The sequence below is a fragment of the Amycolatopsis nigrescens CSC17Ta-90 genome, assembly GCF_000384315.1.
In the GTDB taxonomy this organism is placed as follows: domain Bacteria; phylum Actinomycetota; class Actinomycetes; order Mycobacteriales; family Pseudonocardiaceae; genus Amycolatopsis; species Amycolatopsis nigrescens.
This window is the reverse complement of record NZ_ARVW01000001.1, coordinates 3334778-3355159: the sequence shown is the minus strand read 5'-3', so window position 1 is coordinate 3355159 and position 20382 is coordinate 3334778. Positions and strand designations below refer to the sequence as shown.

General features: G+C 70.0%; 22 protein-coding genes. 16 read left to right on the top strand and 6 right to left on the bottom strand.

Annotation, left to right across the window (positions count from 1 at the left end; translation table 11 throughout):
- Nucleotides 1-4 precede the first annotated feature (4 nt).
- Nucleotides 5-865 carry an Fpg/Nei family DNA glycosylase gene (locus AMYNI_RS0115635; protein WP_020668961.1) on the top strand — a complete coding sequence of 287 codons (861 nt, stop codon included), beginning with the start codon at nucleotides 5-7 and terminating at the stop codon, nucleotides 863-865.
- A gap of 74 nt (nucleotides 866-939) precedes the next feature.
- Here AMYNI_RS0115635 and AMYNI_RS0115630 read toward each other — a convergent pair whose 3' ends face one another.
- Nucleotides 940-2082, bottom strand: coding sequence for a serine hydrolase domain-containing protein (locus AMYNI_RS0115630; RefSeq protein ID WP_020668960.1), 1143 nt, complete (start codon nucleotides 2080-2082; stop codon nucleotides 940-942).
- Between the two features lie 171 nt (nucleotides 2083-2253).
- On the opposite strand from AMYNI_RS0115630, the gene AMYNI_RS0115625 reads away from it, so the two are divergent.
- The 9 genes from AMYNI_RS0115625 to AMYNI_RS0115585 all read left to right on the top strand — a co-directional run bounded on the left by AMYNI_RS0115625 (nucleotide 2254) and on the right by AMYNI_RS0115585 (nucleotide 11310).
- Nucleotides 2254-3552 (top strand): GAF domain-containing sensor histidine kinase, encoded by a 1299-nt coding sequence (locus tag AMYNI_RS0115625; RefSeq protein WP_040406938.1) that lies wholly within the window; start codon nucleotides 2254-2256, stop codon nucleotides 3550-3552.
- Between the two features lie 60 nt (nucleotides 3553-3612).
- Nucleotides 3613-4458 (top strand): S49 family peptidase, encoded by an 846-nt coding sequence (locus tag AMYNI_RS0115620; protein ID WP_020668958.1) that lies wholly within the window; start codon nucleotides 3613-3615, stop codon nucleotides 4456-4458.
- A gap of 49 nt (nucleotides 4459-4507) precedes the next feature.
- Nucleotides 4508-5338, top strand: a complete 831-nt coding sequence (locus AMYNI_RS0115615; protein WP_040405762.1) for a LytR/AlgR family response regulator transcription factor — start codon at nucleotides 4508-4510, stop codon at nucleotides 5336-5338.
- Nucleotides 5339-5342: 4 nt separating this feature from the next.
- Nucleotides 5343-5843: a DUF485 domain-containing protein gene (locus AMYNI_RS0115610; RefSeq protein WP_020668956.1), complete on the top strand. Its 501-nt coding sequence runs from the start codon at nucleotides 5343-5345 to the stop codon at nucleotides 5841-5843.
- Nucleotides 5844-5938: 95 nt separating this feature from the next.
- A complete protein-coding gene (locus tag AMYNI_RS0115605) occupies nucleotides 5939-7717 on the top strand; it encodes a sodium/solute symporter (protein WP_020668955.1) in 1779 nt (592 codons plus the stop codon).
- 274 nt (nucleotides 7718-7991) lie between these two features.
- Nucleotides 7992-8339, top strand: coding sequence for a DUF485 domain-containing protein (locus tag AMYNI_RS0115600; RefSeq protein WP_020668954.1), 348 nt, complete (start codon nucleotides 7992-7994; stop codon nucleotides 8337-8339).
- The gene (locus tag AMYNI_RS0115595; RefSeq protein WP_020668953.1) at nucleotides 8336-9946 is read left to right on the top strand and encodes a solute symporter family protein; all 1611 of its coding nucleotides are present in this window, start codon (nucleotides 8336-8338) and stop codon (nucleotides 9944-9946) included. Before AMYNI_RS0115600 ends, AMYNI_RS0115595 begins: the two co-directional genes overlap by 4 nt.
- A 53-nt stretch (nucleotides 9947-9999) precedes the next feature.
- A complete protein-coding gene (locus tag AMYNI_RS0115590) occupies nucleotides 10000-10350 on the top strand; it encodes a rhodanese-like domain-containing protein (protein WP_020668952.1) in 351 nt (116 codons plus the stop codon).
- Nucleotides 10351-10353: 3 nt separating this feature from the next.
- Nucleotides 10354-11310, top strand: coding sequence for a DUF4328 domain-containing protein (locus AMYNI_RS0115585; RefSeq protein ID WP_084628384.1), 957 nt, complete (start codon nucleotides 10354-10356; stop codon nucleotides 11308-11310).
- A gap of 68 nt (nucleotides 11311-11378) precedes the next feature.
- Here AMYNI_RS0115585 and AMYNI_RS0115580 read toward each other — a convergent pair whose 3' ends face one another.
- Nucleotides 11379-12545: a cytochrome P450 gene (locus tag AMYNI_RS0115580; protein ID WP_026360495.1), complete on the bottom strand. Its 1167-nt coding sequence runs from the start codon at nucleotides 12543-12545 to the stop codon at nucleotides 11379-11381.
- A 63-nt stretch (nucleotides 12546-12608) separates the two neighbouring features.
- Between AMYNI_RS0115580 and AMYNI_RS0115575 the strand changes: the two genes are divergently transcribed.
- The 4 genes from AMYNI_RS0115575 (at nucleotide 12609) to AMYNI_RS44650 (ending at nucleotide 15558) form a co-directional block, all read left to right on the top strand.
- On the top strand, nucleotides 12609-13484 hold the full coding sequence (locus AMYNI_RS0115575) for a DUF5926 family protein (protein WP_020668949.1): 876 nt from the start codon (nucleotides 12609-12611) through the stop codon (nucleotides 13482-13484).
- A gap of 181 nt (nucleotides 13485-13665) precedes the next feature.
- Nucleotides 13666-14019, top strand: coding sequence for a DUF952 domain-containing protein (locus tag AMYNI_RS0115570; protein ID WP_020668948.1), 354 nt, complete (start codon nucleotides 13666-13668; stop codon nucleotides 14017-14019).
- A 211-nt stretch (nucleotides 14020-14230) separates the two neighbouring features.
- Entirely contained in the window at nucleotides 14231-14743 is a 513-nt protein-coding gene (locus AMYNI_RS0115565; protein WP_020668947.1) for a SigE family RNA polymerase sigma factor, read from the top strand.
- Nucleotides 14740-15558, top strand: coding sequence for a hypothetical protein (locus AMYNI_RS44650; RefSeq protein ID WP_020668946.1), 819 nt, complete (start codon nucleotides 14740-14742; stop codon nucleotides 15556-15558). Before AMYNI_RS0115565 ends, AMYNI_RS44650 begins: the two co-directional genes overlap by 4 nt.
- An 85-nt stretch (nucleotides 15559-15643) precedes the next feature.
- Here AMYNI_RS44650 and AMYNI_RS0115555 read toward each other — a convergent pair whose 3' ends face one another.
- Both AMYNI_RS0115555 and AMYNI_RS0115550 read right to left on the bottom strand, forming a co-directional pair.
- Complete coding sequence (locus tag AMYNI_RS0115555; protein ID WP_020668945.1) at nucleotides 15644-16198, bottom strand: ferritin; 555 nt, start codon at nucleotides 16196-16198, stop codon at nucleotides 15644-15646.
- A 195-nt stretch (nucleotides 16199-16393) separates the two neighbouring features.
- Nucleotides 16394-17578, bottom strand: a complete 1185-nt coding sequence (locus AMYNI_RS0115550; protein WP_026360494.1) for an arginine deiminase — start codon at nucleotides 17576-17578, stop codon at nucleotides 16394-16396.
- Nucleotides 17579-17718: 140 nt separating this feature from the next.
- On the opposite strand from AMYNI_RS0115550, the gene AMYNI_RS0115545 reads away from it, so the two are divergent.
- Entirely contained in the window at nucleotides 17719-18261 is a 543-nt protein-coding gene (locus AMYNI_RS0115545; protein WP_020668943.1) for a DM13 domain-containing protein, read from the top strand.
- A 7-nt stretch (nucleotides 18262-18268) separates the two neighbouring features.
- Here AMYNI_RS0115545 and AMYNI_RS0115540 read toward each other — a convergent pair whose 3' ends face one another.
- The gene (locus AMYNI_RS0115540) at nucleotides 18269-19081 is read right to left on the bottom strand and encodes a CPBP family intramembrane glutamic endopeptidase (protein WP_020668942.1); all 813 of its coding nucleotides are present in this window, start codon (nucleotides 19079-19081) and stop codon (nucleotides 18269-18271) included.
- A 36-nt stretch (nucleotides 19082-19117) separates the two neighbouring features.
- Between AMYNI_RS0115540 and AMYNI_RS0115535 the strand changes: the two genes are divergently transcribed.
- Nucleotides 19118-19579 (top strand): PPOX class F420-dependent oxidoreductase, encoded by a 462-nt coding sequence (locus AMYNI_RS0115535; protein WP_020668941.1) that lies wholly within the window; start codon nucleotides 19118-19120, stop codon nucleotides 19577-19579.
- A gap of 7 nt (nucleotides 19580-19586) precedes the next feature.
- Here AMYNI_RS0115535 and AMYNI_RS0115530 read toward each other — a convergent pair whose 3' ends face one another.
- On the bottom strand, nucleotides 19587-20372 hold the full coding sequence (locus AMYNI_RS0115530; RefSeq protein WP_020668940.1) for a DUF2470 domain-containing protein: 786 nt from the start codon (nucleotides 20370-20372) through the stop codon (nucleotides 19587-19589).
- Nucleotides 20373-20382 lie beyond the last annotated feature (10 nt).

Here is a 20382-nt window from a genome sequence, read left to right as displayed (position 1 = left end):
CGGCGTGCCCGAGTTACCCGAGGTAGAAGCGCTGGCTCAGCACCTGCGCGAACACGCGGCCGGTCGCACGGTGAGCCGGATCGACGTGGCCTCGCTGTCGGTGCTCAAGACCGTCACCCCGGCCTGGACCGAGCTGCACGGCCGGGAGGTGACCGGCGCGGCCCGGTACGGCAAGCACCTCGACCTGGTCTGCGGCGACCTGCATCTGGTGGTGCACCTGGCGCGGGCCGGCTGGCTGCGTTGGGCGGACGCGATGTCGGCGACCCCGCCGAAACCGGGCAAGGGGCCGCTCGCGCTGCGGGTGCACCTGGACTCGGCCACCGGCCCCGGGTTCGACCTGACCGAGGCGGGCACCAAGAAGGGGCTCGCGGTGTGGATCGTGCGGGATCCGGCGGAGGTGCCCAGCATCGCCAGGCTAGGCCCGGACGCGCTCGCCCTCGGCCGGGCGGAGCTCGGCGAGCTGCTGGCCGGACGTACCGAGCGGCTGAAGACCGCGCTGACCGACCAGTCGCTGATCGCCGGGATCGGCAATGCCTACTCCGACGAGATCATGCACGCGGCGAAGCTGTCCCCGTACGCCACGGTGGGCAAGCTGGCCCCGGACGCGCTGGACCGGCTCGCCGACGCGATCGAGCTGATCCTGCGCGGCGCGGTGGAGCGTTCGGTCGGGCAGGCCGCGGCCAGGCTGAAGAGCGAGAAGCGCTCCGGTCTGCGGGTGCACAACCGGGCCGGGCTGCCGTGCCCGGTCTGCGGGGACACCGTCCGCGAGATTTCCTTCGCGGACAAGGCTTTCCAGTACTGCCCGACCTGCCAGACCGGCGGCAAGGCACTCGCCGACCGCCGCCTGTCCCGCCTGCTCAAGTAGCCCTCGTACTGGCCCAATGTGACGTTTGGCTCGTTCTATTGGCCAAACGTCACGTTGGGCTCGTAACCCCGGGCTCAGCAGAAGGTGTCGAGCAGGGCCGGGGCGGGCGGGGTGGGCCACGGCAGCTCGCCGGGGCGGTTCGCGATCTCGACGGCAAGGTCGTAGCTGTTCAGCGCGATCACCACCTGCCGGGCGCCGTCCTCGCTGGTGAAGGACAGGCTGTAGTAGCCGGGGCCGGCGCCGGAGTTGCCCCAGACCGTCCGCGACTGACCGTTCTGGCAGGGCAGTTCCCAGCGCTCGACGCCGAGGCCGTAGGCGACATTGCCGTCCCCGGCCGTTACGGTGCGCAGCGCCCGCTGCTGCTCCGGTGCCAGCAGCCGCCCGTCGAACAGCGCGCGGTGGAACTTCGCCAGATCGTCCACTGTGGACACCAGGGCACCCGCGGTCCAGTCGTAGGACGGGCTGAACACGGTCAGGTCCACGGTGCCGTCCCGGTTGTAGCCGTGCAGGTGCGGCCCGTGCAGGAACGGGTCCACGATGGGGAACGAGGTGTCGTGCAGGCCGAGCGGCCACAGGATCCGCTCGCGCAGCTCCCTGGACACGCTGTGCCCGGTCACCCGCTCGATGATCTTGCCGACCAAAAGGTAGTTCGTGTTGGAGTAGGTCGGTTTCTGCTGGCTCGGCGGGTCCACAAGAGACTTCCGGATCACCTCGTCCGGGGGGTAGACGTACCCCCGGTCGCCGTCTTCCAGGTAGGGGTCGAAGAAGTCCGGGTCGAGCGGGTCGTGGATTCCGCTGGTGTGCCCGAGCAGCTGCCGCACGGTGATCTCCGATGCGTGGTAGCCGGGCCCGCGAACCACGCCGGGCAGCCACTTTTCCACGCTGTCGTCCAGTGAAAGCTCTCCTTCGCCGACCAGCTGCAGCAGCACCGTGGCGACGAACGCCTTGGTGTTGCTGGCGATCCGGAACCGGTGGCCGGTCCGCGCCGGTTCGCCGGTGGCCAGGTTCGCGACCCCGGCGGCGGCATGGCGCACCCGCTCGCCGTCGCGCGAATAGGCCACCGCGCCGGGAAACCCGCCCCGGACAAGCGCCTCGATCGCGGCGGGCACCGGGTCGCCGGGCCGCTCGGCGGCTACCGCAGGTGCTGTGGACGCAGTCGCTCCGGCCACCAGCCCCGCCACGGCCACTCCCGCCACCACTTTCCGCCGCACCGCCATGATCGTCCGCCTTCCCGTTCCGGATCTTGTCCAGAAGCATCCCGGCCAGCGGTTCCGCCGACCATGGAGAGCGCCACCGGGCCTTTAGTAGGGTTGCCCTCACCGTTCGTCCGGCACAGCTACACAGAAAGTGGGCGGCAAAGCTTGCACGCTGGTGGTCTAGCGCAGAGCATTAACGCCGTGTCCACGCTGCCGATCGAACAAATCATCCCATGGGGTGTGGCCACGCTGGCCGCGATCGGGTTGGTCATCGCCATCTTCCGGGCCAGGCGTCCTGGCAACTTCGTGGACGACGCGGTACTCGACGCCATCCACCTGATGTCGAAGGCAACGCCGGACCTGCGCGAGGGACTCGACCAGGCGGCCGCGGACCGGATCACCAGCCGGCTGCTGGAGCTGCTCAAGTGCGTGGCGGTGGGCATCACCGACGGTGAAGGCTCGCTGCTGTCCTGGGACGGCGAGGCGAACGACCACTACGTGGACCTGGAGGACGCGATCAGCGCGTCCATCCGCCGGGACCGCCGTGAAGTGATCGCGCACGACAAGATGCCGTGCAATCACCGCGGCACCTGCAAGATGCGCACCGCGGTGATCGTGCCGCTGATCGTGGAGGGCGAGACCGAGGCCGCGCTGATCGTGGTCGGCCGCACCCGCGGCAAGCGGCTGATCCAGATGGCGGACGCGGTGGCCAGGTTCGTCTGCACCCAGTTCGAGCTGGCCAGGCTGGACGATTCGAAGCACCAGCTGCAGCAGGCGGAGATCAAGGCGCTGCGGGCGCAGATCTCGCCGCACTTCGTGTACAACGCGCTGAACACCATCTCCTCGCTGATCCGCACCGACCCGGAGGAGGCGCGCGAGCTGCTGCAGGAGTTCGCCGACTTCACCCGCTACTCGTTCCGCACCTCGGGCATGTTCACGTCGCTGGCCGAGGAGCTGCGCAACATCGACCGGTATCTGACCATCGAGAGCGCGCGGTTCGGCGGGCGGCTGGAGGTGCGGCTGAAGATCGCGCCCGAGGTGCTTTCCGTGGTGGTGCCGTTCCTGATCATCCAGCCGCTGGTGGAGAACGCGGTCAAGCACGGACTGGCGAACAAGCCCTCCGGCGGGATGGTCACCGTCACCGCGCAGGACTACGGCGCCGAGGCGCTGATCAGCGTGGAGGACGACGGCATCGGGATGGACCCGGCCAGGCTCGGCGAGCTGCGCAGCTCGCACCGCAGCGGCGCGCACGTCGGGCTGGGCAACATCAACCAGCGGATGCAGCAGCTGTTCGGCAACGAGTACGCGCTGATGGTGGAGACCGCGCCGGGCGCCGGCATGAAGGTGACCTTGCGGGTCCCCAAGTTCGCCCGCGGGGTGCGCACCAACCTGCCCGACTACTCCGCCGCCGACGTGCCGGAGCAGGACCCGCGACCCCGTGCCGTCACCGAAAACGCCCCCGCGCCGCGCACCCTGAGCCGTCCGCAGTAACCCTGACGTGCCCCCGCGCTGAAGCGGGAACGTCCTCAGCGCGGCAAGTAGGGTTGGGGAATGAGCGTCACGGACAAACTGACCTCGCGGATCCCGGGCATCGGCGACCGCGGCGACAAGACCGACGTGGTGGCCGTGGTCCGGCTGCACGGGGTGATCACCCCGACGCCCTCGCCGCTGAGCCGGGGCACGATCAACCTCACCGCCGTGGAGTCTGCGCTGACCAGGGCCTTCGGCCACGACCGGCTCCAGGCGGTGGCGCTGGTGATCAACTCGCCGGGTGGCGCGCCGACCCAGTCCGGCCTGGTCGCCGAGCGGATCCGGCAGCTGGCGGACAAGAAGAACGTGCCGGTGCTCGCCTTCGCCGAGGACGTGGCCGCTTCTGGTGGTTACTGGCTGGCCTGCGCGGCGGACGAGATCTACGCGCACCGGACGTCCATGGTCGGCTCGATCGGCGTGATCAGCGGCGGTTTCGGCTTCCCCGACCTGCTCGAACGCTTCGGCATCGAACGGCGGCTGCACACCGCCGGCGCGAACAAGTCGCGGCTCGACCCGTTCAGCCCGGAGAAGCCGGAGGACGTGGAGTGGCTGAAGAACATGCACACCCAGCTGCACGAGTTGTTCGTCAGCTGGGTGAAGGAGCGGCGCGGGGACCGGCTGGTCGAAACTGAAGATCTGTTCACCGGTGACGTCTGGCTCGGCAACAAGGCCGTGGAGCTGGGCCTGATCGACGGTATCGGTAACCTGCGCGAAGTACTGGGCGAGCGGTTCCCCAGCGCGCAGATCTCGGTGGCCGAGCCGAAGAAGCCACTGCTGGCCAGGCTCGGCCTCGGCGCGCCGGCGGCGGCGAGCGCGGTGCTGGACGCGGTGCAGCAGAAGGTGGCCTGGTCGCGGTACGGGTTGTAACCGGCATTTCGCGTTTCTGGTATGGACATTGCGGCGTGCAATAGGCAGGATGCGAATCACTGTGAGTGCTCAAGATGACACCCGCCGGCTCCTCGTCCTTGCGGTGGACGACGAGCTGCCCGGTCTTAACCTGCTGAAGCACTGCCTCGAGTCCAACCCGCACATCGGCCGGGTCTTCGACGCGGTGGACGCGTCCGAGGCGCTGCGCCTGCTCAGCTCGGAGGACGAGGAGCTGCGCCGCCGCAAGGACCGCGGTCTGCCCCCGGTGGACGCGGTGTTCGCCGACCTGGACATGCCCGGCCTGTCCGGGATGGAGATGTCCAGGGTGTTCGCCTCGCTCAACCCCGCGCCGGTGCTGGTCTTCGTGACCGGCCACGCGGAGGAGGCGGTGAATGCGTTCGACCTCGGCGCGGTGGACTACGTGCTCAAGCCGTGCCGGCAGGACCGCCTGGACAAGGCGATCAACCGGGTGCTGGAGAAGATGCAGGCCACCCCGGCGCCGGAGCAGGTCCAGGGCGCCGAGCAGGTGAAGACCGACGACGAGGTGATCCCGGTCGAGCTGGCCGGCACCACCAAGCTGATCCCGCGGTCCTCGGTGCGCTGGGTGGAGGCGCAGGGCGACTACGCCAGGCTGTTCACCACCGACGGCAGCCACCTGGTCCGGATCCCGCTGGCCCAGCTGGAGGAACGCTGGGAGAAGGCCGGTTTCGTGCGGATCCACCGCTCGTTCCTGGTCGCGCTGCCGCTGATCACCGAGCTGCGGATGGGCCAGGGCGGGTACCAGGTCGTGATCGGCAACGAGGAGAAGGTGCTGCCGGTCAGCAGGCGGCACACCCGTGAGCTGAAGGACCGGCTGGTCGGCTCGTCGCGGAACGGCTGACCTTATGGGGGAGGACGACAGCTACCACGACCAGCGCCCGAACGGAGTCCGCGAACCAGACCCGACGCTGGGCCGTCCCCAGCCGAAGGCGCCCGACCCGCAGTCCTGGCTTCCGCAGCCGACCCCGGAACCGGAGCCGCCGCCGAAGCCGCCGCGAAGGCAGCGGGTGGTGCTGGCCGATCCGCGCCAGCCGACCAGCAGCCTGCGCGCCAGGGTGGAGCTGGAGGAGCAGACCAGCTGGGGCGAGCTGCTGATCAAGGATCTGGTCAAGGCGCAGCTGCGCACCGGGCTGTGGCTGTCGCTGCTGACCGTGGCCGCGCTCGGCGGGCTGCCCGCCGCGTTCTACTTCTCACCCACTTTCGCCGGGCTGACCGTGGTCGGCGTGCCGCTGCCGTGGGTGCTGCTGGGGGTGCTGCCGTTCCCGGTGCTGTTCGGCATCGGCCTCTGGTACAACCGGCTGGCCGAGCGGCATGAGCGCGATTTCGTGGACATGATCGAAAACTGAGCCGTGTACACCGGGAACCACGAGAGCAGCTCGTCGCCGTGCCTTCGGCGAGGACAGCTACGCGTCGCTGACCCCGAGGTGCGAGGATCATCCGCGTGCAGCTGAACTTCTGGGCGTTGGCCAGCATCGTGCTGGTCGCGGTGGTGACCTTCTACCTCGGTCACCGCTCGTCCAGGTTCGCCAACAGCACGCACGACTTCCTGGTCGCCCGGCGCACCGTCCGCTCCCGCCGCAACGCCGCCGCGATCTCCGGCGAGTACCTGTCCGCGGCCTCGTTCCTCGGGGTCGCCGGCATCGTGCTGAAGGAGGGCGCGGACGCGCTCTGGTACCCGATCGGCTTCACAGCTGGCTATCTGGCACTGATGCTGTTCGTGGCCGCGCCGCTGCGCCGTTCGGGCGCGTACACCCTGCCGGACTTCGTCGAGGCGCGGCTGGGCTCGGTGCCGCTGCGCCGGTTCTCCACCGCGTTCGTGGTGTTCATCGGCGTGCTGTACATGGTGCCGCAGCTGCAGGGCGCCGGGCTGGCGCTGGAGACCATCCTGGGGACTCCGGGCTGGCTCGGCGCGATCCTGGTGACCGTGGTGGTCGCGTTCAACGTGATCGCCGGCGGGATGCGCGCGATCACCGTGGTGCAGGCGTTCCAGTACTGGCTGAAGCTGTTCGCGATCGCGGCGCCCACCTTCGTGCTGTGCGCGGTGTTCCTCACCGGCGGTCCGGGGCAGGTCACCTCGCTCGGTGCGCCGGCGCCGCCGGTGTTCGCCGCGGACACCAATGTGGACGTGCGCACCGACGTGACCCTGCAGGTGACTTCGCTGACTTCGGTGCGGGTCCAGGATCCCGGCGCCAGTGCGGACCGCGAGGTGATCTGGCCGGCCGGCGGCGACTACCCGGTGGCCGAGGGCACGGTGCTGCGGTTCAGCGCGGGCAGCGGGGTGCCGGTGGTGTCGGACGGGGTCGCGCAGAACTCGAGCTGGTTGCGCCCGAGCAGCGGCGGACTGTCCGACCTGCTCAGCACCTACTCGCTGATACTGGCGACTTTCCTTGGCACGATGGGACTTCCGCACGTCCTGGTGCGCTTCTACACCAACCCGGACGGTAAGGCGGCGCGGCGCACCACGGTGCACGTGCTGTTGCTGCTCGGGCTTTTCTACCTGTTCCCGACCATGCTCGGCGCGCTGTCCCGGATGTACGTGCCGGAGCTGCTGGTCACCGGTAAGACGGACGCCGCGGTGCTGCTGCTGCCCTCGGCGATGTTGCCCGGGGTGGCCGGGCAGATCGTCGGCGCGGTGACCGCGGCCGGTGCGTTCGCGGCGTTCCTGTCCACTTCGTCCGGTCTGCTGGTGAGCGTCGCCGGGGTGCTCTCCACCGACGTTCTTCCCGGCCGGGTAAGGGATTTCCGGGTGGCGACCGGGATCGTCGCGCTGGCCCCGATGCTGCTCGCGGTGTTCCTGCGCCAGGACGACCTGTCGCTGAGCATCGGCATGTCCTTCGCGCTGGCCGCGTCCACCTTCAGCCCGCTGCTGGTGCTCGGTATCTGGTGGCGAGGGCTGAGCTGGGCCGGCGCGATGGCGGGCATGATCGTCGGCGGCAGCCTGGTGGTGACCGCGCTGGTGGTGACCATCGTGAGCGGGTACACCGGCGGCTGGGCGCCGTGGTTCTTCCAGCAGCCCGCGCTGGTGACCGTGCCGCTGGCCTTCCTCGCCGCGATCGTGGTCAGCCTGGCTACCCGCCGTGGCATCCCGGAGGACGTGAACTCGGTGATGCTGCGGCTGCACGCGCCGGATCCGCTGGGGTTCATGCGCGACCGCGCGGTGGCGCGGTTCGGCCAGGCCGAGGAGAAGGTGCGGTCGTCGAAGGGCCGGCACCGGAAGTAACGGCAGTTTCGGCGGGCACCCGGTTGGCGGTTCCGGTACCGCGCGTATCCGAAATAGGAGCCGATGGGTTCGCCGGGGAATATCATCCGGACATCAGGGCGGCTATCGGTCGCCATTAGTTATACCCAGAGTCATCCTATTCACCCAAATGGATTATGCGCTTTTGCGCCAAGAGAGGGGGATGATCTGCGTAGCAAGGGCTGGATTAATCGTGCGACGAAGTATGGCGCCCAGCGGGCCACCCGACTGGGTGTAAGACCGTCTGGGAGGTCTTATGAGCAGCACCGAACACGAGCTCGCCGGTGACACCCCGGAAAGCGAATGGCGGGAGGTGCAGCAGAGCGCGGAGTTCGCCCAGCTCCGGGCCAGGCTGCGCCGGTTCGTCTTCCCGATGACCGGGTTGTTCCTGTTGTGGTACCTGCTTTACGTGCTGCTGGCGGACTACGCGCACGGGTTCATGTCCACCAAGCTGGTCGACAACATCAACGTGGGCCTGGTCTTCGGCCTGCTGCAGTTCGTCTCCACCTTCGTGATCACCGGTCTCTACGTGCGCTACGCCGATCGGAAGCTGGACCCGATCGCGGACAAGATCCGCGATGAGATCGAAGGGGGCGCCAAGTGAGCACGCTCGCGGCCGGGGTGGAGGGCGGCAACGCGGCCCTGAACATCAGCATTTTCGCGGCTTTCGTGGTGATCACCCTGGTGATCGTGTTCCGGGCCAGTCGGAACACCAAGACCGCGTCGGACTACTACGCCGCCGGGCGTGCGTTCAGCGGCCCGCAGAACGGGATCGCGATCTCCGGCGACTACCTGTCCGCCGCGTCGTTCCTCGGTATCGCGGGGGCCATCGCGATCAACGGTTACGACGGTTTCCTTTATTCGATCGGGTTCCTGGTGGCCTGGCTGGTCGCTTTGCTGCTGGTGGCCGAACTGCTGCGCAACACCGGCAAGTTCACCATGGGCGACGTGCTCGCGTTCCGGATGCGGCAACGCCCGGTGCGCGCCGCGGCGGCCATTTCCACCCTCGCCGTGTCGTTCTTCTACCTGCTCGCGCAGATGGCGGGCGCGGGCGGACTGGTGAACCTGCTGCTCGGCATCAAGGGCGCGGCCGGGCAGGCCGCGATCATCGCCGCGGTGGGCGTGGTGATGATCATCTACGTGCTGATCGGCGGGATGCGGGGCACCACCTGGGTGCAGATCATCAAGGCCGCGCTGCTGATCGCCGGCGCGTTCGCGATGACGATCTGGGTGCTCGGCAAGTACGGCTTCAACCTGTCCGCGCTGCTTCAGCAGGCTGTCGACCAGCCGAAGGGCAAGGGCGAGGCGCTGCTGTCGCCGGGCGCCCAGTACGGCAAGAACGGCACGTCGAAACTGGACTTCCTGTCGCTCGGGATCGCGCTGGTGCTCGGTACGGCCGGGCTGCCGCACGTGCTGATGCGCTTCTACACCGTGCCGACCGCGAAGGACGCCCGCCGCTCGGTGGTCTGGGCCATCGTGCTGATCGGCATCTTCTACCTGTTCACCCTGGTGCTGGGTTACGGCGCCGGCGCACTGGTCGGTCCGACCACGATCAACGGCGCGCCGGGCGGGGTGAATTCGGCGGCGCCGTTGCTGGCGCAGGAGCTGGGCGGGCCGATACTGCTCGGATTCATCGCCGCGGTCGCCTTCGCCACCATCCTCGCCGTCGTCGCCGGACTCACCATCACCGCGTCCGCCTCCTTTGCCCACGACGTCTACGCCAACGTGATCAAAAAAGGCAAGATCAAAGACCCCAACGCCGAAGTACGAGTCGCCCGCATCACCGCACTGGTCATCGGCGCCGTCGCCATCGTCGGCGGCATCCTCGCCAAAGACCAGAACGTCGCCTTCCTCGTCGCACTCGCCTTCGCCGTCGCCGCCTCAGCGAACCTGCCCACGATCCTCTACTCGCTGTTCTGGAAACGCTTCAACACCCAAGGCGCACTGTGGAGCATCTACGGCGGGCTGATCGTCACCATCGTGCTGATCGTGTTCTCGCCGGCGGTGTCCGGCGGGTCCAAACCGATGATCAAGGGGGTGGACTTCCACTGGTTCCCGCTGGAGAACCCCGGGCTGGTGTCCATCCCGGTGTCCTTCTTCCTCGGCTGGCTCGGCACCGTGCTGTCCAAGGAGCACAACGAGGCCAAGTACGCCGAGATGGAGGTCCGCTCGCTCACCGGTGCCGGGGCGGAGAAGGCGACCAGCCACTAGGACGGGGGCCGGTGTTCACGCGAGCCTGACGAACCGCATGGGATCATGACGGCGTGAACCCCGCTGAACCGCCGACCGCCTCCGTGACCGAGCTGCCCGCGGAGGGCCTGGTGCTGCTCGACGTACGCGAACAGGACGAATGGGATGCCGGGCACGCGCCCGGTGCGGTGCACATCCCGATGGGCGAGCTGCCCGCCAGGGTCGAGGAGCTGGCCACGTTGCCGGACGACAGGCCGGTCTACGTGGTGTGCCGCACCGGTGGCCGCTCCGCGCGCGCCGCCGCCTGGCTGAACGCGGCCGGCGTGGTGGACGCGGTGAACGTCGCGGGCGGCATGAAGTCCTGGCACACCGAGGGCAGGCCGGTCACCTCCGCACAACCCGGCGCCGAACCCGAGATCCTCTGACCCATGCAGCCTGGCCACTACCCGCCGCCTTACCCGCCCCTGCAGCCGCCACGGCCGCAGCCGCGGGTCCGGCCAAGGGTGCGCTGGGTCGCCACCCCGCCGCCGGGGGCGGGTCCGCAGCGCCGCCCGGCCCAGGTCGCCCCGTACACCGGGCCGCCTGCCTACCGGACCCCGCCGCGATGGGGTTTCCCGAACCTGATCTGGCGGTTCCCGACCACGGTGCCCGGGATGCGGGCCGAGGGCCCGCGCCCGCTGGAGCGGCTGCGCCTGCTCGCGCCGTTCGCGGTGGTTTCGCTCTGGGGGCTGGCCGCGATGGCGCTGGCCGGTGCGGCCGCCGAGCTCTGGCAGTACGTGCTGCTGCTGATCAGCCGTGACTCCGCGCTGGACGTGGACGTGGTCGCCGCTTCGGACGGCCTGGTCTGGGTCACGTCGACGATGGCGCTGGTGCTCGGGCTGGTGGCGCTCACGCTGACCCTGTGGTGGCTGTTCGTGGCCAGGATCACCGCCGCCGCGGAGACCGGGTTCGAGCCGCCGCGGTCGGTGCGGGAGGTGCTGGCCGGGGTGTTGGTGCCGGGGGTGAACCTGGCCATGGCCGGGTCCATCGCGGCGGAACTGGAGCACGCCGTGCTGCGCCGGCCCCCCGACCAGCGGCCGCGGCCGTCGAAGCTGGTGCGCGGCTGGTGGGCGGCCTGGATCGTCAACTGGGTGCTGCTGGTGCTGGTGGTGTTCTGGCGGCTGCGGGACGGGGTGCAGGCCGAGGCGGAAAGCGTGCTGCTGACCGGCCTGGTGGACCTTTCCGCGGCGGTGCTGGCCACGCTGACCGCGGTGCTGGTGCGGCGGCTGACCAACCTGCTCGCGCCGATCGCCGAGGACAAGCTGCGGCTGCTGCGGGTGCTGCGCGTGATCGACGCGCCCGAACCCGAGCTGCGCGCGGTTCGCCAGCCCGGCGCCGTCCGCTGACCCGCCGCCGCACGAGCCCAACGTGACGTTTGGCTCGCTCTATTGGCCAAACGTCACATTGGGTCGCTTCAGGCCCTCACCGGCAGGGTTCGCAGGCCGCGGATGACGAACTCCGGTCGCCGTCGCGGTTCTGCGGCCGGGCGCAGGCCGGGCAGCCGCTCGGCCAGTGCGCTCAGCGCGGCCGCGATCTCCATCCTGGCCAGCGGCGCGCCGACGCAGTAGTGGATGCCGGCGCCGAACCCGAGGTGCGGGTTGGGCGCGCGGCCGAGGTCCAGCTCGTCCGGCCGGTCGAACACCGCGGGGTCCCTGGCCGCCGCGCCGAGCAGTGCCGCGATCTTCTCGCCCTCGGCCACCCGGAACCCGGCGATCTCCAGGTCGGTGGTGGCGGTCCGTTCGAACAGCTGAAGCGGGGCGTCGAAGCGGATCAGCTCTTCGACCGCGGTGTCCGTCAGCGCGGGGTCCGCGACAAGGCGACGCCACTGGCCGGGGTGCCGCAGCAGCGCGTGCACCCCGTTGCCGAGCACGTTCACCGTCGCCTCGTGCCCGGCCATCAGCAGCAGCACGGCGGTCGCGACCACCTCGTCGCCGGTCAGCTCGGCCCGGACCAGGTCGCTGATCAGGTCGTCGCCGGGATTGCCGGCGCGGTCCGCGGCCAGCTCCCGCAGGTAGCCGGCGAACTCGCCGGCGGCGCGCTCGGCGGCCTGCTGCCCGGCCTCGGGCAGGCCGTACTCGTACATCTTCACGATCGCGTTCGACCAGGGCACCAGCAGTTCGCGGTCGGCCGGCGGCACCGCCAGCAGCTCGGCGATGACCTGCACCGGCAGTGGCTCGGCCAGCAGCTCGAGCAGGTCCGCTTCGCCGTCCGACGCGATCTTCTCCGCCAGTTCCTCGACCATGTCGGTGGCGAGTGCGCGCACAGTTGGCCTGAGCCGCTCGACGTGCCCCCTGGCGAACGCGCCGGCGATCGAGCGGCGCAGCCTGGTGTGCGCGGGTGGCTCGTTCTCCAGCAACGAGTTGCGGTGCAGCAGGTTGAAGGAGACGAACCGCTCCGCAGGGGCGGCGTCGGTCCAGATCCGGCCGAGCCCGCGATGGCGGAGCACCTGCGACGCGGCGCCGTGCGAGACCGCGATCGCCAGCCCGAGGCCGTCGTGCCGGTGCACCTCGCCGGCTTCGCGCAGCGCCGCGAAGGTCGGGTACGGATCGGCGAGGAACGCGGGGTCGCGCGGGTCGAACAGGGCGGGCACCTGGCGAGCCTAGCCGTTCGGTAGCGTCTGCGGAGCTGCTAGCGAGGAGGCGACATGGGCAAGGGCGCACGCAAGAAGGGCCCCAAGAAGGACCGTGCACCGAAGGTGCGCGATGTGTTCGTCGGGCAGCCCTTCGAGGGCCTCGCCGCCGAGCCCGAGCTGATCGCGCTGCGCGAGTTCGTGCCGTCGGCCACCGCCGATCTGTCCCTTGTGGACAGTCCGGATCGGACCGTCACGCTGGGCACCGTGCTGCCGATGGCGGCGGCCGCGTTCGTCCGGTCCGACGGGGCCGCGTTCGTGGGCATGCAGGTGCAGACCAGGTCCTCGGACATCAGCCGCGACCTCGGCCGTTCGGTGCGCTGGGCCTTGCAGGCCGAGCCGGGTGACGTGCTCTCGGTGCCGGACACCACCGGCCCGCCCGCCGAGGGCGAGCGCCTGCAGGACCTGCTGGTCACCGGTGCCGAACTGGACGCCACGCTGCACAAGGACTTCTCGTGGTGGCTGCCGGAGGACACCGAGGCCGGCGGCGAGGTCGCGATGTCGCTGGAGCGGGCGAACGCGGCGATCATGCCCACCGAGCGGCTCGGCCCCGGTGCCTACTGGGTGGAGGCCGGGGAGAAGGCGCATCTGCGCTGGGTGCGGCCCGAGCAGGAGAACCTCCTGCTGCAAGCGCTTGCGCGGCTGTCCGCCGCCGGTGAGATCGGGCTGGGCGAGGGGTCCCGTTACGCCGGTTCGTTCCGCGCGCACGGCCTGCTCGTGCCGGTGTGGGACCTGGACCCGGACGCGCACGCCCGCGAGTGGGCCGACCCGGCCATGCAGCTGGGCGAGCGGCTGGATGCGGCGCTGAAGTCCCTGGACGAGGAGCCGCTGAACGCCACCGAGCGCCGCGCCCGCGACGGGCTCATCGGCCGCCAGCTCACCCTCCGCTGATCCCCGGGTCGCGCCCGATGCCCGCGAGTTGTCCACAGTTGCCCCGGCCTGTGGACAACTCGCCCGATGGCGCCTCGCGCGCTCCCTGGTGGCGATAGGCTGGAGCGGGGCCGCCCCCCGGGATGGGTGGGGGCTGTGCGGGGGCGGGGCTGTGCGGGGGCGGGTCCGGCACGATGGGCGCATGATCCTGCATATCTGCGCGTGGGCGGACTGGGCCGAGGCGGCCGAGGGCGGGGAGTACCGGGCGGCGTCGCTGGACGAGGTCGGGTTCATCCACTGCTCCGACCCCGGCACCGCGCATCTGCCCGCCGTCGCGCTGTTTCCCGGTCGTGAAGACCTTCTGTTGCTGGAGATCGATCCGGCCGAGCTGGACGTGCCGCTGCGCTGGGAGGAAGGCGACCCGCCGCACCCGGCCGGTGTCCGGTTCCCGCATGTGTACGGGCCGATCCCGCATCGGGCGGTGGTCGCGGTGCACCCGTTCCCGGCCGGGCAGGACGGCTCGTTCCCGTTGCCCGCCTCTGTAGCAAACAGGTAACCGGCACAACTCCTCCCTCTGCCGGGCGTCCCCTGATCTGAGTAGCCGAGCGGGACAACCTTCAGGAGCGTCAATGCGTTTTGCACACGGTGGTGCTGCGACGCCAGACAGACGGGCCGGCGAGGGAGGCGATACGGTGACCGCGATAGCGCCTGTCATGCAGGGGGGAGATGACTGGGTGGTCGCAGCCGGCCGGGAAGGGGATTCATCGTTGCCTGGCGAGCTCACGGACTTTGGTGAGTTCGTCGAGGCCAGCCTTCCCGGGCTACTCCGCTACGGCCACGCGCTGACCGGTAACCCGCACGACGCGGCCGACCTCGTGCAGACCGTGCTGGAGAAGATCGGCTCCCGCTGGACCCACGTGCAGCGCAAGACCGGCGACCCGCTCGCCTACATCCGGCGGTCCATGGCGAACGCGCACATCAGCCGGTGGCGGCGGACCAAGAAGGAAAGCCTGGTCGCGGACATTCCGGACGCGCAGGCGGTCACCCCCGCGGACCCCTTCGAACACGAACCGTTGTGGCAGGCGTTACGCGGCCTGCCCCCGAGGCAACGCGCCGTCATCGTGCTGCGTTACTACGAAGGACTGTCCGAAGTCGAAATCGCGCAGGCGCTGGGCATCAGCCAGGGCACGGTGAAGAGCCAGGCCAGCAAGGCCATCGCTTCGCTACGACTGAAGATGACACCGGTCGTCGAAGAGGCCGGAGGGAGGGAAGAAGCGTGAGCGCGGACGACGATCTCGATACCGAGCTACGCCGGCTGTTCGGCGACGACCGGCTCGGGATGCACCCCCGGGCGGGCGCTGACCAGGCCATCGTCGCCGGTGCCCGTCGGATCCGGCGCCGCCGCAAGGTCGTCACCGCCAGCGGTGGCGCACTGGGCGTGGCGATCCTGGTCGCCGGTGGCCTGGTGCTCGGCGGCTACCGGCCCGGCCAGCCACTGCCCCCGGTCGCCGAACCCGCGGCTCCGGTGGTGGACGGCACCACGATCACCCCGCCGCCGCCCGCGCCGCCGCCGGTCGCCCAGCCGCCGGTCGAGGCGCCCAGCCCCACCCAGGCACCGGCGCACACCCCGGCGCCGCCGACCAGCGGCACGACCGCGACGGACACCAAGGTGGTGCCGACCTTCAAGGTGCCGGTGATGGCGGGCCCGGCGCTCGGCCCGGACGGCTACAAGACGCTGCGGCTGGGCATGAGCTACGAGCAGGCCAAGGCCACCGGTGCACTGGACGACGGCACCCCGCCGGCCGCCGAATGCCAGTCCTACCGGCTGAAAGAGGGCGCGAACGAGATCTCGATGGTGACCATCTCCCCGAACAAGGGGGTGGTGCTCTTCGAAGCGGCCCGGGCGCACAGCCCGGCCGGGATCGCGGTGGGCTCCCCGGAAACGGCGCTGAAGCAGGCCTACCCGAGCTGGAACGACGGCCCGAACGGCGGCTTCGTGCCGACCGGAGACCAGGGCGGCTACCGGTTCGCGGTGGACAACGGCGCCGTCAGCTACTTCTCCCTGGAAGGCAACGGGCAGGACTGCAGCGGCTGATCCGGTCCGTCACGAACAAAGAACCCGGGCCGCTCCACAGGGGGAGGGCCCGGGTTCTTTGCTGTGGTGGGGGAGCAGTGTCGAGTTAGAGCGTGCCACCGGCGACCGGCGGCATCGTGGGGTCGTCGCCCCCGTCGCCGACCGACTCGCGGTGCAGGAACGCCTCCACGTCGAACAGGTTGCCGTTCGACCGCTGGACGATCTTGAGCAGGGTGTCCATCGAGGAGATCTCTTCGATCTGCTCCTTCAGGAACCACTGCATGAACTGCTCACCCTGGTAGTCGTCCTCGGCGCGGGCCGCCTTGGCGAGCGTTTTGATGTCCGTGGCGACCTCCTTCTCCTGGTCGAGGGCGAGCTGCACCAGCTCGGTGACGTTGGTGAACTCGTTGCGCACATCGCCGGTGCCCGGGATCTCCACGTGGTGGTCGGTGTCCATCAGGTACTGGACCAGCGCGAGCGCGTGGTTGCGCTCCTCGACCGACTGCTTGTAGAAGTGCTTGGCGAGCTGGGGCAGGTCCTCGTTGTCGAACCAGACCGCCAGCGCGATGTACTGCTGGGACGCGTTGAACTCATTGTGCACCTGCGCCTGCAGGAGCTCGTAGAACTTGGAACGGGGTTCTTTCTTCTTTGCGACGGCCATGCTTCGAAGATACGTCAGAATGGTGGACCTTTTCCAGTTCTTCCTGGTGATCTGCCCCCTATTTGTGTACTATTCCAAGCCTAGGTAAAGCTAAATTCGATTAGCCTCTCCTAAGAAATCGGCCATTTATTAGGTAAGCCTTTCTTTGGCTTAGGTAAGGCTCACTTTCACATTGCCGTGCGAATGTTTTTCGGTTCACGCCGGGTCCCTGGCGATCGGGCAGGACATGCACCGCGGCCCGCCCCGGCCGGAGCCGAGCTCGGAGCCCTCGATCCGCAGCACCTCGATCCCGGCGTCCTCCAGCCGGGCGTTGGTCTCCACGTTGCGCTCGTAGCCGGCCACCACGCCGGGCTCGACGGCCAGGGTGTTGTTGCCGTCGTCCCACTGCTCGCGTTCGGCGGTGACCGGGTCCAGTCCGGTGTCGATCACGCGCAGCCGGTCGATGCCCATCGCCTCGGCCGCCGCGGTCAGGAACGGAGCGGGCCCGTCCACCCGCATCGAGCCGTCGCCGTCCGGCCGCATGGTGTAGGCGACCAGCGAGTCGCGGGCCAGCGGGTACATCACCACCGCGTCGTGCGCGACCATGGTGCACACGGTGTCCAGGTGCATGGTCGCCCTGGTCTGCGCGATCGGCACGGCCAGCACGGTGTGCGCGATGTCGTCGGCGAACGCCGAACGGGCCAGCGACTCGGCACCGGCCGCGGTGGTCCGCTCGCCGACCCCGACCGCCAGCACCCCCGGCGCCAGCAGCATCACGTCCCCGCCCTCGATCGGGGCGGAGTGCGCGCCGTACGCGCGGGCGGCGTGCCGGAACCGCGGGTGGTAGGCGTACACCAGATCCAGCACCGCGGTCTCGCGGCGCCTTGCCGGCATGGTCAGCGAGGAGATGGCCACCCTGTCCGCGATCCAGGCCGAGGAGTCCCTGGTGAACAGCAGGTTCGGCAACGGGTCGACGGCGAAGTCGTGCGGGTGGTGCATCTTGCGAACCAGCGACGCGCCTTCCGCGGCCGGCAGCTCCTCGAAGGTGACACCAGACATCAGCACCTCGGCCAGCGTCGGCGCGTCCACCCCGGAGAGGTACGAGCGCAGCGAGTCGCCGAGGTCGCCGCCGAGCCGCCGGTCGTCCACCGCCGCGTGCACGCCGGCGGTGTGCGCCCGCGGGTCCTCCAGCGCGTCGCGCAGCACCTCGGCGAGCAGCAGCACCTCCACCCCGCGGCCGCGCAGCACGTCGGCGAACGCGTCGTGCTCCCGCTGGGCCCGGCCGACCCAGGGGATCGAGTCGAAGAGCAACTGGTCGTTGTTGCGCGGAGTGAGGCGTTTGAGCTCTTTGCCGGGTCGGTGCAGCAGTACCGCGCGCAGCTTGCCGACTTCGCTGTCCACCCGGGGGGTGGCGAATTCAGTGGTCACGACTGGCGAGCGTAATGACTCGGTAAGGGGCCAGGGTGCTACGAAACGATGCGGCGTGGCGTTGTAAGGGATGGAAAGCCGGAGAGCCGGAAACGAAAGATGTGGAGTGAGCGATGCGCGGTTTGTTGCGCCGGAAGACGACCTGGGCGGTGCTCGGGGTCGCCGTGGTGGCTGGCGCGATAGCGCTGGCGCTGTTCGAACCCTGGAGGCTGTTCACCCGCAGCACGGTGGACGAGGCGCTGCCGGCGGTGAGTGCGGTGGTGGCCGAGAGCCCGGCCGTGCCGGCGGCGCCGAGTTCGACGGCGAATCCGGGACCGAGCGAGTTGGCGAAGGGCGGCTTCGTCAGCCAGGAGCACCCGACCAGCGGCACCGCTCGGGTGCTGGATCTCGGCGGGGGTGAGCGGGTGCTCCGGTTGGAAGACTTCGCCAGCTCGGACGGGCCGGATCTGCACGTGTGGTTGACCGACGCGACGGCGAGCGGTGAGTGGGGGAAGTACGACGACGGTCGGGCGGTGCGGCTCGGCGAGCTGAAGGCGACCGACGGCAACCAGAACTACCGGATTCCGGCGGAGGCGGACCTCGCCGGCCTGCGCAGCGTGGTGATCTGGTGCGACCGCTTCAACGTCGCTTTCGGCTCGGCCCCGCTGGACCTCTGACCGCGACTCAGGGCAGCCAGGAGATGCGGCCGCGCAGCAGCGCGTAACCGACGAAGGCGAACACGTCCAGCAGGGCGTGCGCCACCACCAGCGGCCAGAGCCGGTTCGTCCGCTGCCAGATCCGGCCGAACACCAGTCCCATCACCAGGTTGCCGATGAACCCGCCGACGCCCTGGTAGAGGTGGTACGAGCCGCGCAGCACGGCGGCGATCAGCAGCGAGGAGTTCTCGCTCCGGCCGAGCTGCCGCAGCCGGGTCAGCAGGTAGCCGACCACCAGCATCTCTTCGGCGAACGCGTTGCCGAAGGCGGATACGGTGAGGCTGATCGGTCGCCACCAGGTGTCGTCCAAAGTGGACGGTTGCACGGCCAGGTTGAAGCCGAGCTGGTAGCCGGCGAAGTACAGCAGCAACCCGGGAATGCCGATCAGCGCGGTCAGCCCGACGCCGCGGCGCAGGTCCCGCCACCGGGCCTGTCGGTCCATGCCGATCTCGGCCAGCCGCATCCCGCCGCGCCACAACAGGTACAGGCCGAGCGCGCCCCAGCCGAACAGCTGCAGCGCGCTGAGCAGCTGCTTGAGCAGGTCGATCAGGTCGGCCGCCGCCTGCGGCACGTTGATCGCCACCTGCTGCCGGTTCAGCGGCTCCGGCCGCAGCAGGGAGTCCACAAGGGACAGCAGGCTGCGCGCACCGGAGAGGCCGAGGGTGATCGAGAAGACGATCAGCAGCTCGATCTTGAGCTGCCGGCGCCGGGCCGGGTCGGTGATCACCTCCGGCGTCGCCGGGGGCGCCGGACGCAGCCAGCAGCGGGCGGACGAGGTCATCCGCGCACGCTACCCGGCGCGATTAGGGTCGCCTGCATGACACGGAACATCGCGACCAACGACCGAGTCGACCGCGCCGGGCTCGTCGAGTTCCTGCGCACCCGGCAGCACGCGATCCTGCAGACCAGCAGGTCCGGCGGCGGCCCGCAGCTGTCCCCGCTGACCTGCGGGGTGGACGCCGAAGGCCGGATCGTGATCGCCACCTATCCGCAGCGGGCGAAGGTGCGCAACATCCGCCGGGAGCCGCGGGTCTCGCTGTGCGTGCTCTCCGACGAGTGGAACGGGCCGTGGGTGCAGGTGGACGGCCTGGCCGAGGTGCTCGACCTGCCGGAGTCGGTGGAGCCGCTGGTGGACTACTTCCGGGCGATCTCCGGCGAGCACCCGGACTGGGACGAATACCGCGAAGCGATGCGCAAGCAGGGCAAGAGCCTGATCCGGGTGACCATCGAGCGCTGGGGCCCGATCGCCACCGGTGGCTTCCCGCCCGAACTGGCCTGAGCGCCGGTCAGCTCGCCTGTGCGAGGAACGGGCAGCCGACCAAGCGGCGCAGCTCCTGCGCGAGCTGGGGCGGGTTGTCCACCGAGCGGGAGAACGCGAGCCGCACGTCGTGGTCGCCGCCGTCCGCCTCGACCCGCAGCCGCAGGCCGCACCGGTCCAGGCCGAGCGGCCGGATCCGGCCGTCCCGCAGCTCGGGCGGCAGGTGCTTGGCGAGCTGGTCCACCACATCGGAGTGGTCGCTCTCCAGGTGCTGGAGCCACTGGGACTCGTAGCCGCAGAACGGGTCCGGGCTGGCCGCGCTGAACATGTGCGGGCGCAGCGAATGGGTGCCTTCGGAGTCGGCGAGCACCAGCGAGGCGGGGGTCAGCCGGAGCAGGCTCACCCCGTGCCCGATGTCGAGCAGCCGCGGGTCCGGCCTGGTGTCCGCAATGGACACCGCGCGGGCGCGGGCGGAGAGCTCGTTGAGCGGACGCAGCCAGCCGGTGACCCAGAGCAGCCCGCGGACCGGCTCGCGCAGCTCGACCGGGGCCTGGTCGGTCAGCTCGAACATCACCGCCAGCTCGCCGCGCTGGGTGTGCCTGGTCGAGGTGACCAGTGGGTGCTCGTCCGGCAGCAGCACGCTGACGCTGCCGGAGGCGTGCACGTGGTGCAGCACCGGTACGACGCGGGCGTCCTCCCGGCCTGGCTGCAGCGGCGTTGGCATCAGCGTCGCGGGCCCGTTGCGCGAGGCGATCGTCTTCGCGCGTTCGGCCGGGCTCGGGGCGGGCGGACGGCGGGTGGTTGTCTCGGTCAAGGCTCACCTC